Genomic DNA, 16,022 nt, shown 5'->3' with positions numbered 1-16,022 from the left:
TCAAAAACGTCCCCAGTCGTCGGACGCCGGACGCCACACGTCGATGTTGCGAGGGTCGGCCGGCATCCTGCGGGGCCGGTGCGTCTCGTGCTCCTCCGGCGTGAACACCCGGTGCCGGTCGCACAGTTCGAACCGCGGGCCGAAGCGCGGGTCGTGCAGGTAGAACGCGATCGACGTCGACGCCGAGTGGTTGACGATGTCGGAGGCGATCGGCGCGCCCTTGTACAGCGCTCGGGCGCGCATCCGCATGACGTGGTCGAGGCTCTTCATCGCGAAGCACAGGTGCGCGACGTAGTGCTCCTTGTTGTTCTGCACCGCGAGGCTGTGATGGTGGCGGTCCTCGCCGCGGAAGAACGTGGTCGAGCCGACGACGTAGTCCGAGGGTATGAACCGCAGGACGTTCTGGTAGAAGTCCTGCGTCTCCTGGTACTTGGTGGTGGCGATGAAGGGGTGCACCAGGTCGAGCGGCCGGATCTCGATGTGCGGCGGCTCGGCGTACTCCTGGAACTCGGTGAACAGCTCGACGATGAGGCCGTTGGGGTCCTTGACCGCGAAGCCGTTCTCGCACAGCGCCTGCTGGCGTTCCTGCAGATCGAGGACTTCGAGGCCGGCGTCGAGGACTCTCTTGTGCAGCTGCTCGAGGACCTCCTCGCTCTCCACGCTGTATCCCACCGCGGTCGTCCACCCGTCGGTGCGCTCGGGCGCGTTGATCAGCTCGATCGCGTGGTGCTCGATGTCGGCGCGCAGGTAGGCGTATTCGTCCGTACGCTGCTCCAGCTGCAGCCCGACGTGGTACTCGAGGAAGTCGATCGTGGCCTGCATGTCCGGAACCTCGATCCGGGCGTACTCCATGCCGTACGGGCCGTGCGGGCGGGTGCTCACGGGCGCTGTCCTTCCTGGGGCGAGCGAGGGACGCTCGGCGTACTCGAACGAGGTGATGGCCTGCCGGTCGATGACCGGTCGCCAGCGCGTGTGCACGAAGCTCTCGTGGGACTCGCTGCCGAGATAGGCGAGCAGGTCGTCCGGGCCGTCGAAGTCGACGGCCATGGTGTGGGTGAAGGTCTGGTCGCGGGTGCTGATGTTCGCGCCGAGGAGGAAGCCGCGCATGGCCGGGTACCGGTCCGGGAAGGTGCGCAGCTCGGCCAGCACGGACTCCCGTGTGGCCTGGTCGACTCCGTCGGCGAAGCGGAAGGACAGGGTGTGTCGGATCATCGGGTCACCGTCCGTCGCCGGCTAGAGGATGAAGCTGAGCCGGGCGCCTGCCGCCAGCGACTCATGGCCCAGGATCGAGCGCCGCAAGCGGAAACGCAGTCCGTCCTCGGTCGGCACCAGCACATGCTCGTACCAGCCGACGTAGGCGTCGAAGTGGCCGTCGCGGGCGCGGTGCACCACGAAGGACGCCGCCACCCGGAAGGAGTCCTCGGTGTGCTGGGACAGCCGCACGTTGGACACCAGCCGGTGGGTGCGCGAGTGCGGGTTCTCGGCGTGCGCCTTGCGGGACTTCAGGCGCTTGACCCTGGCGAGGATCAGGTCCCAGTCGTCGTCGACGAAGGATCCGGTCTCGTGCGGCGACCAGCCGGGGCGGTAGTCGGTGGTCGGGATCTCGTAGCGGGCGCCGGGCTCGAAGAGGGCCAGCCAGCCGTCGTAGTCCCAGTGGTCGAGGATGTCGGCCTCGGCGTAGAGGAAGTCCTCCACCTCCGGCCGGGTGATGGTGCGTCCCTGGCACTGCACGGAGTGGGTGTTGGTGGTCGCGGTCATCGCACGTCCCTCCCCGTGAGGAAGGACGCCGGCCGCGCGCCGTGGACGGCGAGGCCGTCATCGAGGCCGACGGCGTCGATCCAATGCCGCCAGAAGCCCCGCATCGCGCCTTCGTCGGTCGATCTGCCCTGCACGCCCTTGACCTCGTCGGCCATGCCGCGCGACATGTCGCTGTAGTCCAGTTCGGGCACAGCGGTGCCGGCCGTGGCCTGGATGCCGCGCTGGACCGCCTCGTACGCCTCGATGTCGTCCGGGGTGGCGAGCCCGCCCGGGCCGACGAAGCTGACGACCGTCTTCATGCGCAGGGCACGCGCGGCCGGGTCCTCGTCGCGCGGGACCAGCTGCCAGGCGCGTACGTCGGTCTGGTCGGGTGCCACCGGCTCCAGCTGCCGGATCGACAGTCCCTCGATGTCGAACAGCAGCAGGTTGGGGAAGACGAACAGGATGTGGCTCTCGTCGGCCACGTAGTGCGCCCGTTCCTCCCCCAGCCGCTGCGTCATCTCGGCCCGGTGTTGCTCGGTGCGCACGCGCTCGTCCTCGCCGAAGCGCGGTTCCCAGAGCATGCTGATGCGCCCGCCGTGCCCGGTCAGGACCAGCAGTCCGTGGCCGTTGCCGAGGTTGTACGCGTACTGGTTGTCGTCGGTGACGGCGAAGCCGCTCTCGCGCAGGTAGCCCACGAACGTGTTGTGGGTCGGCGCGAAGTGGTAGCCGTCCATCGCGTTCTCGACGGCGAGTTTCCAGTTGCCCCGCACGCTGTACTGCTGCGTGCCGGGCAGCGTGGTCATGCCGCCGACGTGCTGCTGTTCGATCATCGTCATGTAGTCGGCCGCATCCCCGAGGTGCTCGAGCAGCGGCACGACGTCGGGGTCGAAGGCGACGAAGACGTATCCCTCGTGGATCTCCAGGCGCGGGACGCTGCGCAGCCCCATGGACGCTTTGAACTCGTCGGTCGACTCGTACGCGTCGGCGTCGGGGATGGCGGCGAGGTCACCGTTGTTGCGGAATGTCCAGGCGTGGTAGAAGCACTGGAAGAGCCTGGCCGAGCCCTCGCTCTCGCGGCACAGCACAGTGCCGCGGTGCGGACAGGAGTTCAGGAAGGCGTGCACCTCGCCGGCGGTGTCCCGGCAGAAGATCAGCGGTCGCCCGCCGAGTGTGCGGACCTTGAAGTCGTTGGGGTTGGGGATCTCGGTCTCGTGGCCGAGGTAGAGCCAGGTGTGTGTCCATACCCAGCCGCGTTCCCGGGTGAAGATCTCCGCGCTGCGGTAGGCCTCGCGGTTGACCCGGAAGGTGAGCTGGTCCCAGTCCTCGACGATCATCGGCGCTGGGACGGTCCGGGGGTTGCTTCCCATTACGGCGTATGCCTCTCACAAGTCCCGACCCGAGTGGCGCGCTGTGAGACGCCATCTCGTATGTCGCGCCAGCTTCTCCTAGCACAGGCGACAGTGTCAAGCAATCGCCTGGTGGTTGACACCTGAGGCCGGTGCCGCCATCATCCATTCCACATTAGAAGACACCATCTCGCATTCCGTGCGACCGTGTGAAGGGCAAGAAGCCCGTGCCGTACGTCATCACTGAGGCATGTCTCGACGTCATGGACAAGTCGTGCATGGAGGAGTGCCCGGCCGACTGCATCTACGAGGGCGACCGGATGCTCTACATCCAGCCCGACGAATGCGTGGAGTGCGGGCGCTGCGAACCCGTCTGCCCGCAGATCTCGATCTTCCACCACGAGGACCTGCCGGATCGGGCCGAGCAGTCCCAGCGCATCAACGCCGAGTTCTTCACCCTCGAAATCGTCGGAGCCGAACCGCTCGGGTCGCCCGGCGGCGCACGCAAGGTCGGCCGGATCGGCCGCGACCACCCCGGGGTGGGAGCGTGAGCGGCTTCCGGACCGCCACGGACACCGGTCCCGAGGTGTCCGTCGACCTGCTGGTCATCGGCGCTGGCCCGACAGGGCTGTACGGCGCGTACTACGCCGGCTTCCGCGGCCTGAGCGTCGCTGTCGCCGACGCCCTGCCCGAGGTGGGCGGGCAGATCGCCGCGCTGTATCCCGAGAAGCTCGTCTACGACGTGGCCGGCTTCCCCGCCGTCCGCGGACAGGACCTGGTGGACCGGCTGGCCGAGCAGGCCGGTCGGTGGAACCCGACCTACCTGCTCGGCCACGGGGTCACCCGCCTCGACGACGCGGGGGAACACATCGTCGCCACCACCGACGCCGGCGCGCGGATCACCGCCGGGGCGGTGCTCGTCTGCGGCGGGATCGGCAACTTCGTGCCCCGCGAGCTTCCGGTGGGCTCCGACTACCTGGGCCGGGGGCTTCGGTACTTCGTGCCGAGGCTGGACGAGCTCGCCGGTCAGGATGTCGTGGTGGTCGGCGGCGGGGACTCCGCGCTGGACTGGGCGCTGTCGCTGGAGCCGATCGCCTCGTCGGTCGCGGTCGTGCACCGGCGTACGCGGTTCCGGGCCCACGAACGCACCGTCGAGCAGGTGCACGCGTCCTCCGTGCGGGTCCTGACGCCCTACGAGGTCGAGAAGATCTCCGGCGACGGGTCGGTGTCGGAGGTCGTGGTCGCGGGCTCGGACGGCGACCGGATCAGCCTGCCCGCCCAGTCCGTCGTCGCCGCGCTCGGCTTCATCGCCGATCTCGGCCCGATCGAGCAGTGGGGACTGGAGCTGCGCCGCCGGCGCATCCTCGTCGACCGCACACTGCGCACCAGTCGGCAGCGCGTCTTCGCAGCCGGAGACATCGCCGACCACGACGGCAAGGTCAGTCTCATCTCGATCGGCTTCGGCGAGGCGGCCCTCGCCGTCAACCACATCGCCGCCCTGCTCGACCCGGCACGCTCGCTCACGCCGGGGCACTCCTCCGATGCGTGAGTGCCTGACTCACGTTTCACCGCCGCAGCTCGCCGGGGAGAAGCGCCTCAGCACTTCCCGCACACTTACCCGGCCCTCACCGTTACGCTATTCAATACGACGTTCCATTCAACGTCTTACCACCTTACTAAGTACGGGACAGGAGCAAGAATTCATGGCCACGAAGGCGCAGCCCGGCACCGGTGAGCAAGGCGGTCCCGACACGACCGCGCCGACCATCCAGACGGTGCAGCGTGCGGCGCTGATCCTCGGCTCGTTCACGGTCGGCAAGCCGCACATGAGTCTCAATGAGATCACCGCGCGTCTCGGGGCGAGCAAGGCGACCGCGCACCGCTACACGAAGGCGCTGCGGGCGGCGAACCTGTTGCGGTACGACGAGCGCACCTCGCTCTACTCCCTCGGCCCCCAGGTGCTCACGCTCGCCACGGCCGCGCGGGCCGGCCTGCCGATCGTCGCCGCCGCCGAGCCGTACATGGAGGATCTGGTCCGGCGCATCGACGAGACGATCGTGCTGTCGGTCTGGGACGGCGAGGCGCCGACCGTGGTCCGCTCGGTGGACAACACCGACCACATGGTGCGCATCAGCGTCCGGGTCGGGTCGCGTCTCGACCTCACTTCCTCGGCACAGGGACGGATCTTCCTCACGTTCCTGCCTCCGGAACAGGTACCGACGCTGCCGCGCTCGGTCCGCAAGTCGTCCGAGCTCACCGAGGAGCTCGACGCCATCCGGCGACACGGGCTGTCGGTCAACTCCCCCGCCGTCAACGGGGTCCGCACCATCGCGGCGCCGATCTTCGAGGGCGACGAGATCAGCGGAACGCTCGCGGTCGTCGGCACGACGGCGACCGTCCCCGACGACGTCAAGTCGCCGATGGCCCAGGCACTGCTGGAAACCGCCCGCGCGCTGTCGCAGCGGCTGGGCACCTCGGACAGCGCACCCAACGGCGACTGAACCGCTTGTCGGGGCGGCGGCCGACTGATCTTCACCTGCACGGTCCTGACCGTGTGACAGATCGAGGGCCTCCGGGCGGAGTGGATGCGTCTGGCATCCACCCCCGGAGGCCCTCGATGTTCAGTAAGCCGGCCCATCGGTCACGGAAGCAGGTCGGCCCGGGGCGGGACGAAGAAGTCTATGTTCACGCAGGGGGCCTCCGTCGGCTCCACATAGTGCTCACTGCCGCGGGGGACCAGCAGGAACGACCCCGCACGCATGTCGTGCGCGACACCGTCCACGTAGTAGTTCGCCCGCCCCTCGGCGATATGGACCAGCTGGTCGAACTCCTCGTGCCGGTGCGGGTTGAGTGTCATGCCGACGTCGAGTTCGTGGTGGCAGATCATCATCTCGTCCGTCGCGTAGACGCGGCGGCGGACCCCCGGCCGTACCTGGGTCACCGGCAGCTCGTCCCAGTTGAGGACGGTGCCGAACAGGGCCGCGTTGCGTGTGGTCACTGCTTTTCCTCTCCGGCGGCCGTCCGCAGGGCGGTCGCCAACATCTGCAGGTCGGAGCCGACGACCAGGTAGTCGGCGTCACTCAGGCCCAGATCGGCCGCGGCGCCCCGGGCCGGCACCCACCCGCCGAACGCCACCGCCGCAAGGCGGGCGGCCTCGCGCACTCGGTCCACCGCGGCACGCAGCATCGCCGGGTCCGTCGGCATGGCCAGGTCGACCGCGAGGTCGGTGCTGCCGACGAAGCACACGTCGAGAGCGGCGAGTAGATCCGGCAGAGGATCGGTCAGCGCCGTCTCGATCTGGCCCACCAGCACCGGCGGATCGTCCTGCTCACCGCGCAGGAAGGCGGCCAGCGGGATCGCACCGAAGCGGGCGGCCCTGTTGGCGAGGCTGACCGACCGGCGGCCGGCGGGCGCGAAGCGGGTCGCCGCCACGAGTGCCTCGGCCTGGGAGACGCGGGTGAGCATGGACAGCTGGATACCCGCCGCCCCGGCCTCCAGCAGCCGGTTGACCGCGGCGGCGTCCACCTCGGGCACGCGGACGAGGGCCGGCAGGCCGCACGCGTGCGCGTGGCGCACCAGATCGACGGCGTTCTGCTCGGTGAGGGTGGAGTGTTCGAGGTCGACGACCACGAACACGAACCCGGCCGCCTCGGCCAGTTCCACCACGTCGGGCGTCGCCAGCTTGACGAACGTGCCGACGGCGGGTTCCGCCGCCGTCAGGGCCGCGCGCAGCCGGCGCCGCAGCAGGTGGACGTCACCGACGCTCATCGCGTCCCTCCCGGACAGGCGGGCGTCTCACGCCGACGGCAGACCGCGCCACGGCACGATGTCGACCTCGGCGCCGGCGTGCAGCACGACGGTCGGCTCCAGGCGCGGCGCGAGGATGGTGTTGCCCGCGGCGTCGGGCAGGGTGACCTCGTCGGTCCAGTTGACGACGGTGACGTCGGCCCGTCCGCCGACCGCCAGACGCCCGTAGCCCTCGGTGTCGAGCCCGAGCAGCTGTGCCGGGGCGACGGTTGCCCGCCGGATGCACTCCTCCAGCGGCGCGCCGAGCGCGACCAGCTTGGAAATGCTGGTGAGCAGGTCGAACACCGGGCCGCGCCAGTTGCGGGCGCTGGTGTCGGAGCTGAGGATGTCGGGCAGGAATCCGTCGGCGATCGCCCGGCGCGCCACCTCGAAGCTGAGGTTGCTCTTGCCGTGGGCGGAGTCGAACAGCACGCCCCGCTCCCGGGCCGCCATGACTGCGGGGTGCACCTGGTCGCCGTCGAGGATGCCGTTCGGCTTGCCGGTGTAGCAGTGCGCCACGATGTCGCCGGGGCGCAGGTGGTCCAGGACGACGGGCACCGGCTCCTCGGTCTCGCCGATGTGCACCATCAGTGGCAGCCCGGCCTGTTCGGCCAGCGCCACGGACTTCTTCAGCAGCGACTCCCAGTTCTCCCCGACGACGTCCTCGGACAGACGGATCTTGAAGCCGCGCACGATGTCGGGGTGGGCCTCGGCGGTCGCGAGCGCGTCCTCGGGGACCAGGGTGTCGGGGTTGAGCAGCTCGCCGAACCTGAAGTCGATCAGGCCGAGCACCGAGACGTTGAGGAAGTTGACGATGCGCAGCGGGTTCGCCTCGACCACCAGCTTGCGGAAGGCCGCGAACGTCGAGGCGCCGGCCGTGCCGGCGTCCGCCGCGGCGACGACGCCGCGGCGCAGGTGGGCCTCCTCGGCCGGAGCGCCGACGGCGGAGACGTACTGGAAGATGTGGGTGTGGCCCTCGACGAGGCCCGGCAGCACGGTGGAGCCGGTGACGTCGATCGTGCGGGCCGCGCCCGCCGCAAGCCCTTCCCCGATCGCGGCGATGCGGTCACCGGTGACCGCCACGTCGAGCCGGGCATTGGTGCCCGACGCCGGATCGATGACGGTGCCGCCGGCCAGGACGAGGTCGTAGGACGACGCGGAGGAGATGGGCATCGGTGTGTGCTCCAGGGTGAGGGGCGGTCAGCTGACCGGTTCGGTCAGCCGGGGGTCGCGCAGTGAGGCGTCCGCGGGACGCACGACGCGGGTGACAAGGGGCAGTACGCCGTCCACCTCGACCCGTACCTCGTCGCCGTCGGCGAGGAAGCACGCGCGGTCCTGGCCGGTGCCGGCCGGGGTTCCGGTGAGGACGACGTCGCCGGGTTCGAGGGCGGTGAACCACGACAGCCTGCTGAGCAGGTCGGTGACCGCGAAGATCATCCCGGCGCTCGTGTCGTCCTGTACGAGCTCGCCGTTGACCCGGGTCCGCACGTAGATCGCGTCGCGGTCGGCGAGGTCGTCGACTGTGCGGACGGAGGCGCCGAGCGGCGTGAACCCCGGGTAGCTCTTGGCGAGGGCGGGCACCCCCGTGGCGCGCATGACCTCGCGTGCCGTCATGTCGTTGGCCGCGGTGATGCCGGCGATCGCGGGCCAGACCTGCGACTCGGACGCCTGGTACAGGCGGCGCCCGACGACGACCGCGATCTCCCCCTCGTAGTCGGGTTCGGTCACGGCCTGCGGGATCACCACCTGCGCGCCGGGGGCCAGGACGCCGGACGGCGCGGCCAGGTACAGGATCGGCTGCTCGGGCAGTCCCCGGCCGGCCCGGGCCGCCTTCGACACGTAGTTGAGGCCTACGCCCCACACCGCACCGGGGCGGCCCAGCGGCGCCACGATCGTGGCCTCGTTGAGCGGGATCCGCCGGCGTACCGCGCAGGACGCCAGGCCCTGCAGTGAGCCGTCCTGCTCGAGGACCGCGCCGACGTGCGGAAATGCCGTGTCCAACAGGGTGATGGCCCCGTCCTCGATCCGGCCCAGGCCGGACTGCGTCGTCACTACTTGCATGACGGCATCTTTCAATGCGAGACGACATCGTGTCAAGCAATGCGAGACGGCATAACGCAAAGCGATACGCGCGTCAGGCCGGGGACACACAGGCACCCCGTCCGCACGAGAGGTGGACGGGGTGTCGGGGGGCTGGTCGGACTGCCGGCCGAGGGGTCAGGCGAGCTGCCGCTGCACCTCGCCGCTGTCCCAGTAGTCCGTGCGGCGCGTGATGAGGCCGCCTGCGACGGTGAACACGAAGACCCCGCGCACGCGTACGGGGCGGTCGCCCGCCGAGCGCATCCGGAACGTCATGACGTACGGCACCGCGGCCGACTCGCCGTCCACGAGGACGCGCTCGGGCGCGTAATGCAGGTCCCCGAAGTTCTCGAGGAACCCGGTCAGCGCTGCGCGGTACTCGGCGCGGCCCTTCCGGCTCTGTCCCATGGCCGACGTGTGCTTGTTGACGAAGTCCTCGGCCACGCAGGCGGCCACGGCGTCGGCGTCGTGCGCGTTCAATGCCGCGAGGTACGCCTCGACGGCGGCGCGGGTGTCCTTCAGGACGAACCCCACTTCGCCCGGACGGAGTCGAAGACCCGCTGGTCGTGGGAGATCTCGACGACGTTGCCGTCGGGGTCCTTCAGAGCGCAGATGTAGCCGACGGGCTCGGGCATCTGCCTCGGCTCCCAGTGCAGGCAGCCGAGCTCGCGGGCCCGGTCCGCGAGCGCGTCGACGTCCTCCCGTGTCGGCACCTCGATGCCGAGGTGCGCGAACGGGTGCAGCAGGCCCAGCTGGTTGCCCTTGTCCTTGTTGAACGACACCAGGACGAGCACGAACGGCGTCTCGGCCTGCTGGTCGTTGGAGAGCCAGACGCTCTCGCCGTCGGCGTCCTTGAACCGCTCGACCACGACCAGCGGAGTCAGTGTGGTGTAGAACGCGATCGCTTTGTCGAGATCGCCGGTCGGCAGCGCGATGTGAGTCCAGCGTGCCGAGGTGAGACCGGTGGCCACGGAACCTCCATGGTGAGTGGTGCGGATTTCTTTGAGCCTAGGCGTGCGCGCACGCGCGGGTCGATGTGCTGCGGACACAACACGCAGGCCAGCGATGCTGGCCCCGCGCGACATCGGTTCGCGGCCTGCCGCTGTGCGAGCCTGCGAGAGGACAGCGACAGGGCGTCGGCTGGGAGACGAGGGCAAGCGTGCACTACCGGATTCTGGGTGGGACGGGCATCGAGGTGAGTCAGCTGTGCCTGGGGTCGATGATGTTCGGCGCCTGGGGCAACACCGACGAGGCGGAGTGCCACCGCATGGTGGCGACGGCGCTCGACGCCGGGGTCAACGTCGTCGACACCGCTGACGTGTACGCCTTCGGCGAGTCGGAGGAGATCATCGGCCGGGCGCTGAAGGGACGGCGCGACGACGTCGTCCTGGTGTCGAAGGTCGCGAGCCGGATGCCCGCCGGCCCGCTCGACCGCAACCGGGGCGGCACCTCCCGGCTGTGGATCACGCGTGCCGTGGAGGGCAGCCTGCGCCGGCTGGGGACAGACCACCTGGACGTGTACCTCGTGCACCGTCCCGATCCCCTCACCGATGTCGAGGAGACCCTCGGTGCGCTCAGCGACCTGGTGCGAGCGGGCAAGGTGCGCGCGATCGGCACCTCCAGCTTCCCGGCCGAGGAGATCGTGGAGGCGCAGTGGGCGGCGCGGCGCGGTGGCCGCGAGCGGTTCACCGTGGAGCAGCTGTCGTACTCGATCCTGGCCCGGCACGCGGAGGCCGCTGCCCTGCCCACCGCTGGGCGGCACCGTATGGGCGTGATGGTCTGGAGCCCGCTCAACGGCGGCTGGCTGACGGGCAAGTACCGGACCGGCGCCGAACCGGCGGCGGATTCGCGGGCACTGAGAAACAGCGACCACTTCGACTTCGCCGACGAGCAGGTGCGCGAGCGCAAGCTCGCTGTCGTCGAGGAACTCGTGCGTCTGGCCGCCGAGGAGAGCTGCACGCTGGTCGAGCTGGCGCTGCGGTTCGTGCTCGCCCATCCCGGCGTCACCACGGCCGTGATGGGCGCGCGCACCCACGACCAGCTCCTGTCGCAGCTCACCGCGGTGGACCGGCCGCTGTCGGCCGAGGCACTGGACAGGATCGACGAACTCGTCGCGCCGGGCAGCGTGCTCAATCCGCTCGACGTCGGTTACACGCCGCCGGCGCTGGAGACCGTGGCGCTGCGCCGGCGCTGACGGCGATGTCGCACACCCACGGCGGATGCCGGCCCCGCGCGTTCGCGGCACCGGCGTCCGTCCTCGCCGGATCCCGGCCGTCACGTCGACCCGCGCTCGAAGGGCCGGCCGAGCGCGCCGGGCTCCCGGTGCTGGGTGGTGAACAGGAGCATGGCGAGGAGCGCGAGGAGATACGGGGCCGCTACGAGCAGTTGTGCGTTGAGGGTGACGCCGAGCGCCGGGAGCGCCAGGCGCATCGCGTCGGAGAGGCCGAAGACCAGGCAGCCGAGCATGGTCCGGCCGAGCCGCCACGCCCCGAAGATCACCGCGGCGATGACGATGTATCCGCGTCCGGCGGTCATGTTCTGGTTGAACGATCCGACCTCACCGACCGCGAGGTAGGCGCCACCGAGACCGGCCAGTGCGCCGCACCACAGCAGAGCCTGCCGGCGCCGCATGTTCACCTTGATGCCCGTGACGTCGGCGGCCTGGGGGTTCTCCCCCACCGCCCGCAGCTCCAGGCCCCAGCGGCTGCGATCCACCAGCCACCAGGTGAGGGGGACCAGCGCGAACAGCAGGAAGGCGGGCCAGCGTTCGGAGAACAGCGGCTTGCCGATGAGCGGGATGTCCTGCAGCAGCGGGATCGACAACATGTGGACCTGGTGCGAGACGAACTCGTTCGTCGTGATCAGGTAGCTCGTCAGCCCGAGCACCAGCGCGTTCAGCACCAGGCCGACGACGAAGGTGTTGATCTGTGCCCGGTGGGAGAGATTGCCGTGTACGAAGCCGAGGACGAGGCCGGTCACGACGCCTGCCGCGAGGCCGGCGGTGGCACTGCCGGTCGCGCTGGCGGTGGCGATCGAGGTGAACGCGGCGCCGAGCATCATCGCCTCGACGGAGATGTTCATCGTGCCGGCGCGCTCGGCCACGTACTCACCGCAGGCGGCGAACGCCAGTGGCACGGTCAGCCGGACACCGCTGGCGAGAATGGTGGTGGTGCTGTCCAGAACGCTCACGCGGCTGCCTTCACCTTGGTCGGGACTACGGACAGGTCGGGCGCCGCCTGCGGTGTGGCACCGCGACGCCGGCGGAAGAGATCGACGAGCACGGGCGGTGCGACGAACGCGAGGACCAGCAGCGCTTTGACGACATCGACGAGGTAGTACGGCACCCCCGTGGCCGAGAGGAAATCGCCGCCCGCACGCAGTACGGCGAACACCAGCGACACCGGGATCGCGACCAAGGGCCGGTTGCGTGCGACGAGCGCGACGAGCAGGCCGTCCCAGCCGAAGTTGTCCGAGAGCCCGGCCTGCAGCCGGTTGGTGCCGACCGGGCTGACCAGCAGCAGCCCGCCCGCCAGCCCGGCGAAGGCGCCGGACAGTGCCAGAGTGAAGCCGCCGAGCGCGGCCACCCTCACACCGGTGTGCTTGGCCGTCAGCGGATTCAGTCCGAGCATGCGCACCCGAAAGCCCCACCGGCTGCGCGTGAGGACCACAGCGACGCCGACCGCGGCGACCAGCGCGATGAACAGGCCGGTGTTCCACTGCACCGAGGGGTACTGCCCGAAGCCGCCGAGCCGGGCGCCTGCCGGTAGGGGGTTGGACGCCGCGTCGGCGATGCCCGAGGAGCCCTGCGCGCTCTCCTGCAGGAACCAGGGGGTGCTGACCGCGAAGGTGACGAGCTGGATGGCGAGGAACGTCATCAGCAGGGTGCTCACCGGGACGTTGACGCCGCGCAGTCGGAGCATCACCGCGCTGAGCGCGGCCCAGGCGCCACCGCCGACGGCCGCGGCGATCAGCACCACGACGACCAGCATCGGGCCGGGCACGGCCAGCCGCAGCCCGACCCAGGCTCCGGCCAGGCCGCCGATGAGCACCTGTCCCTCCTGGCCGATGTTGAACGTGCCGGCCGACGCGCAGACGCACGCGCCGACCGCGACCAGCAGCAAGGGCGCCGCGTTGAGCAGCGTCGTCGTCCATCCCGTGGCGTCGGCCAGACTCCCGGTCCATATCGCGTCCGCCGAAGCACTCGGCGAACCACCGGTCAGTACGAGCAGCAGCGCGGACGCGCCCGCGGCGACGGCGACCAGCACGGCGGTCAGGCCCGCCGTCATCCAGCCGTCGCGCCCGGGCCGGAGCCGGGCGAGAAAGCGCCGGGCGAGGTCGTCCCCGTTCGGCAGCGAGGCGGTACTCATGCGGCCTCACCGCCGACCAGCATGCCCAGTCGCTCGGGGGTCGCCTCCGAGACGGGGAGTGCTCCGGTGATCCGCCCGGACGAGATCACCGCGATCCAGGTTGCAAGGGCCATGACTTCCTCGAGTTCGGTGGAGATGAGCAGCACCCCGACGCCGTCGGCGGCCGCCTGTCGCAGCCGGGCGTACATGTCCTCGATGGCGCCGACGTCCAGCCCGTGGGTGGGCTGCGCGGCCACCAGGACGCTGGTGTGACCGGACAGTTCCCGGGCGAGCACGACGCGCTGCTGGTTGCCTCCGGACAGGCTGCGCACCGGCGCGTCGAGCGAGGGAGCGACGATGTTGAACTCGTCGGCGAGGCGACGGGCCTCGGCGAGCATCGCGCGCCGGCCCAGCAGGAACCGGCCACTGAGCTTGTCGAGCGACTTCATCGTCAGGTTTTCGGTGACACTCATGTCGAGGACGACCCCGCTTTGGTGCCGGTCCTCGGGCACGATGCCCAGACCGGCCCTGCCGAGCGCGCCGGGCCGACTCACGTCGACCGTGCGCCCGGCGACCTCGACGGTGCCGGCGGTCGGCACGAGGAGCCCGGCCAGGACCTCCCCGAGCACCGCCTGGCCGCTGCCCTCGACACCGTAGAGAGCGCAGATCTCGCCCGCGCCCACGGTCAGATCGATACCTTCGAGAACCCTCACCCCGCCCTTTTCGACGGTGAGGCCGGCGAGGCGCAGGACGGGCGGCTGCCGGTCGTGTGTCCCGCCTTCGGCAGGACGGGTCTTCTGCACCGGCAGCAGACCGAGGGCGGCGGCCTCGTCGTGCAGCGACACGTCACGGCCCACCATCTGGCGGGCCAGTTCCGGCGCCGTGGTCTCGGCGGTGACCGCCCGGAAGGCGACACGGCCCTTGCGCAGGACCGTCACCCGGTCCGTGGCCTGCACGATCTCGGCGAGCTTGTGGCTGATGAGGATGACAGCGCGTCCCTCCTCCTGCACCACGCGGCCGAGCACGGCGAACAGTTCCTGCGACTCGGCCTGGGTCAGCACCGAGGTGGGTTCGTCCAGGATCAGGATCTGAGGGTTGCGCCGCAGGCACTTGACCACTTCGACGCGCTGCCGCTCGCCCGCCGAGAGCGCGTCGACGCGCGCTTCGGGGTCGACCGGCAGCCCGTACCGTGCGGCGACCTCGGCGATGTCCGCGCAGATGGCCTGCTTGTTCACCGCACCTGTATCGCCGAGCGCGACGTTCTCCCACACGGTGAGCCCGTTGATGAGGCTGAAATGCTGGTGCACCATGCCGATGCCCAGCTCGGCCGCTTCCTGCGGGCTGTCCAGCGCGACCTGTTCGCCGCGCACCAGCACGGTGCCGGAGTCGCGCCGGATCAGCCCGAGCAGAACCTTCATGAGACTGGACTTGCCTGCCCCGTTCTCGCCCAGGAGACCGTGGATCTCGCCGGCGTCGACGGTGAGGTCCACGGCGTCACAGGCCGTGACGGACCCGTAGGACTTGGTGATGCCACGCAGCTCGAGGATCCGAGCCGCTGAGGTCGTCGGTGTCATCGCGTGTGAATCTCCTGGGTCGGTGTCGGCACGGTCAGCCGAGGCGCTTGACCTCGGCCTCCGGGTTGATCTCCTTGCTGCCGATCTTCTTCATGAACTGCGCCAGCTGCTGGTCCTCGTCGCCCTGGCCCTTGCAGATCTTGACGGTCGGGAAGGGGTCGACACCCAGCTGCCACACGCGCGCCGAGCCCATCTTCAGCTCGTCCTTGGCGAAGTCCTCCAGCGCGGCGCGGAAGTAGTCACCCGGGCTGAAGATCACCGAGATGTCGAACTTAGGGCTGGTCGAGTCGCACCGGTCAGTGCCCGGGGTGAGGGTCGGCACGCCGTTGGCGTTCGCCACCTGTGCCGCGGCGTCGGTCGCGCCCCCGAGGTAGGGGTAGATGACCTTGGCACCCTGGCTGATCTGGGCCTGGATGGCCTCCTTGGCCTTCGCCGAGTCGTTGAAGTCACCGGTGTAGGTGCTCACCAGGGTGGCCTTGGGGACCACCTCCCGGATACCGGCCAGGAACGCCTTGGCTCCCAGGACACTGAAGTCGGCCTTGATACCGGTGACGAACCCGGCCTTGGTGTAGCCGGCCGCCTTCATCTTCAGGCCCGCGGCGTAGCCGGCGGCGAGCATCGACTGGTTGGGGTTGTCGGAGGACAGCAGGATCCGCGGGGTCTGGTCGATGTTCGCCGACGACGGCACGTACCACGCGGTCTTGGCGCAGACCGGCTCCTCGGAGGCCGGGATGGCGGCCTTGAGCTCGCTGGCGGCGAGCGCGACCATGTCGACGCGCTGCTGGCACAGCGCGCGTGCCGCGGTGAGCGCGTCGCTCGCGGGCACGCTGCCGCGCTTGATGACCTTCCAGCCCTTTTCCTTGGCGAAGGCGTCCGCCGAGTCGACGAAGCTCTCGTAGTAGCCGTGGTCGTTGATGTCGCCGGGGCTGAGGACACCTACGACGACCTTCCCGTCGCCGTTGACGTCGGGCTCGTTGAGGCCTGAGCCGCCGGTCCCGCTCGCCGCGGGGGTCGTCTTCGCTGCCGTCGCCTCATTGCTGGCGCAGCCGGAGAGCGCGAGGGCTCCGGTGAGGGCGAGGGCGAGGCCGAGCGGGGCCCGACAACGCCGAAGCGAGCTTCTTGCGGTCATGTGCGTTCCATTCACTGGGTGG

At 70.0% G+C, this 16,022-nt stretch carries 17 protein-coding genes; 4 read left to right on the top strand and 13 right to left on the bottom strand.

Translation table 11 applies throughout. The annotated features are described in order from the left end of the window. From ACFYO2_RS43025 to ACFYO2_RS43015, 3 genes are read right to left on the bottom strand one after another with little or no spacing between them, the layout of a single operon-like run. A complete protein-coding gene (locus ACFYO2_RS43025; protein ID WP_388361149.1) occupies positions 1 to 1,212 on the bottom strand; it encodes a VOC family protein in 1,212 nt (403 codons plus the stop codon). A 21-nt stretch (positions 1,213 to 1,233) separates the two neighbouring features. Beyond that, the gene (locus tag ACFYO2_RS43020; RefSeq protein WP_388361146.1) at positions 1,234 to 1,758 is read right to left on the bottom strand and encodes an aromatic-ring-hydroxylating dioxygenase subunit beta; all 525 of its coding nucleotides are present in this window, start codon (positions 1,756 to 1,758) and stop codon (positions 1,234 to 1,236) included. After that, positions 1,755 to 3,107, bottom strand: a complete 1,353-nt coding sequence (locus ACFYO2_RS43015; RefSeq protein WP_388361143.1) for an SRPBCC family protein — start codon at positions 3,105 to 3,107, stop codon at positions 1,755 to 1,757. Before ACFYO2_RS43015 ends, ACFYO2_RS43020 begins: the two co-directional genes overlap by 4 nt. Positions 3,108 to 3,295: 188 nt before the next feature. On the opposite strand from ACFYO2_RS43015, the gene fdxA reads away from it, so the two are divergent. From fdxA to ACFYO2_RS43000, 3 genes are all read left to right on the top strand, one after another. Continuing rightward, positions 3,296 to 3,637 (top strand): ferredoxin, encoded by a 342-nt coding sequence (gene fdxA, locus ACFYO2_RS43010; protein ID WP_388361140.1) that lies wholly within the window; start codon positions 3,296 to 3,298, stop codon positions 3,635 to 3,637. Then, a complete protein-coding gene (locus ACFYO2_RS43005; protein WP_388361137.1) occupies positions 3,634 to 4,635 on the top strand; it encodes an NAD(P)/FAD-dependent oxidoreductase in 1,002 nt (333 codons plus the stop codon). The genes fdxA and ACFYO2_RS43005 overlap by 4 nt, the downstream gene beginning before the upstream one ends. Before the next feature lie 154 nt (positions 4,636 to 4,789). After that, positions 4,790 to 5,587, top strand: coding sequence for an IclR family transcriptional regulator (locus tag ACFYO2_RS43000; RefSeq protein ID WP_388361134.1), 798 nt, complete (start codon positions 4,790 to 4,792; stop codon positions 5,585 to 5,587). A 140-nt stretch (positions 5,588 to 5,727) separates the two neighbouring features. Here ACFYO2_RS43000 and ACFYO2_RS42995 read toward each other — a convergent pair whose 3' ends face one another. From ACFYO2_RS42995 to ACFYO2_RS42970, 6 genes are all read right to left on the bottom strand, one after another. After that, complete coding sequence (locus ACFYO2_RS42995) at positions 5,728 to 6,084, bottom strand: cupin domain-containing protein (protein WP_388361132.1); 357 nt, start codon at positions 6,082 to 6,084, stop codon at positions 5,728 to 5,730. Further along, positions 6,081 to 6,854, bottom strand: a complete 774-nt coding sequence (locus ACFYO2_RS42990; RefSeq protein WP_388361129.1) for an HpcH/HpaI aldolase/citrate lyase family protein — start codon at positions 6,852 to 6,854, stop codon at positions 6,081 to 6,083. Before ACFYO2_RS42990 ends, ACFYO2_RS42995 begins: the two co-directional genes overlap by 4 nt. 27 nt (positions 6,855 to 6,881) lie before the next feature. Next, positions 6,882 to 8,045, bottom strand: coding sequence for an amidohydrolase family protein (locus ACFYO2_RS42985; RefSeq protein ID WP_388361126.1), 1,164 nt, complete (start codon positions 8,043 to 8,045; stop codon positions 6,882 to 6,884). A gap of 27 nt (positions 8,046 to 8,072) precedes the next feature. Then, positions 8,073 to 8,933 carry a fumarylacetoacetate hydrolase family protein gene (locus ACFYO2_RS42980; RefSeq protein WP_388361124.1) on the bottom strand — a complete coding sequence of 287 codons (861 nt, stop codon included), beginning with the start codon at positions 8,931 to 8,933 and terminating at the stop codon, positions 8,073 to 8,075. Positions 8,934 to 9,089: 156 nt separating this feature from the next. Then, on the bottom strand, positions 9,090 to 9,485 hold the full coding sequence (locus ACFYO2_RS42975) for a nuclear transport factor 2 family protein (protein WP_388361121.1): 396 nt from the start codon (positions 9,483 to 9,485) through the stop codon (positions 9,090 to 9,092). Beyond that, a complete protein-coding gene (locus tag ACFYO2_RS42970; RefSeq protein WP_388361119.1) occupies positions 9,470 to 9,922 on the bottom strand; it encodes a VOC family protein in 453 nt (150 codons plus the stop codon). The genes ACFYO2_RS42975 and ACFYO2_RS42970 overlap by 16 nt, the downstream gene beginning before the upstream one ends. A gap of 188 nt (positions 9,923 to 10,110) precedes the next feature. On the opposite strand from ACFYO2_RS42970, the gene ACFYO2_RS42965 reads away from it, so the two are divergent. After that, positions 10,111 to 11,145, top strand: coding sequence for an aldo/keto reductase (locus tag ACFYO2_RS42965; protein WP_388361117.1), 1,035 nt, complete (start codon positions 10,111 to 10,113; stop codon positions 11,143 to 11,145). Positions 11,146 to 11,225: 80 nt separating this feature from the next. Here the strand turns inward: ACFYO2_RS42965 and ACFYO2_RS42960 are convergent, their stop codons facing one another. From ACFYO2_RS42960 to ACFYO2_RS42945, 4 genes are read right to left on the bottom strand one after another with little or no spacing between them, the layout of a single operon-like run. Next, positions 11,226 to 12,140, bottom strand: coding sequence for an ABC transporter permease (locus tag ACFYO2_RS42960; RefSeq protein ID WP_388361115.1), 915 nt, complete (start codon positions 12,138 to 12,140; stop codon positions 11,226 to 11,228). After that, entirely contained in the window at positions 12,137 to 13,318 is a 1,182-nt protein-coding gene (locus ACFYO2_RS42955) for an ABC transporter permease (protein ID WP_388361113.1), read from the bottom strand. The genes ACFYO2_RS42960 and ACFYO2_RS42955 overlap by 4 nt, the downstream gene beginning before the upstream one ends. Then, positions 13,315 to 14,871 carry an ABC transporter ATP-binding protein gene (locus tag ACFYO2_RS42950; protein WP_388361112.1) on the bottom strand — a complete coding sequence of 519 codons (1,557 nt, stop codon included), beginning with the start codon at positions 14,869 to 14,871 and terminating at the stop codon, positions 13,315 to 13,317. Before ACFYO2_RS42950 ends, ACFYO2_RS42955 begins: the two co-directional genes overlap by 4 nt. A 34-nt stretch (positions 14,872 to 14,905) precedes the next feature. Then, on the bottom strand, positions 14,906 to 16,000 hold the full coding sequence (locus ACFYO2_RS42945) for a BMP family ABC transporter substrate-binding protein (protein ID WP_388361110.1): 1,095 nt from the start codon (positions 15,998 to 16,000) through the stop codon (positions 14,906 to 14,908). Between the last annotated feature and the right edge of the window lie 22 nt (positions 16,001 to 16,022).

Origin of the sequence: Streptomyces sp. NPDC006602, from assembly GCF_042870385.1 — a bacterium.
Lineage (GTDB): Bacteria > Actinomycetota > Actinomycetes > Streptomycetales > Streptomycetaceae > Streptomyces.
Note: the sequence above shows the minus strand (reverse complement) of the source record. Positions and strands in the feature narration are given on the sequence as shown.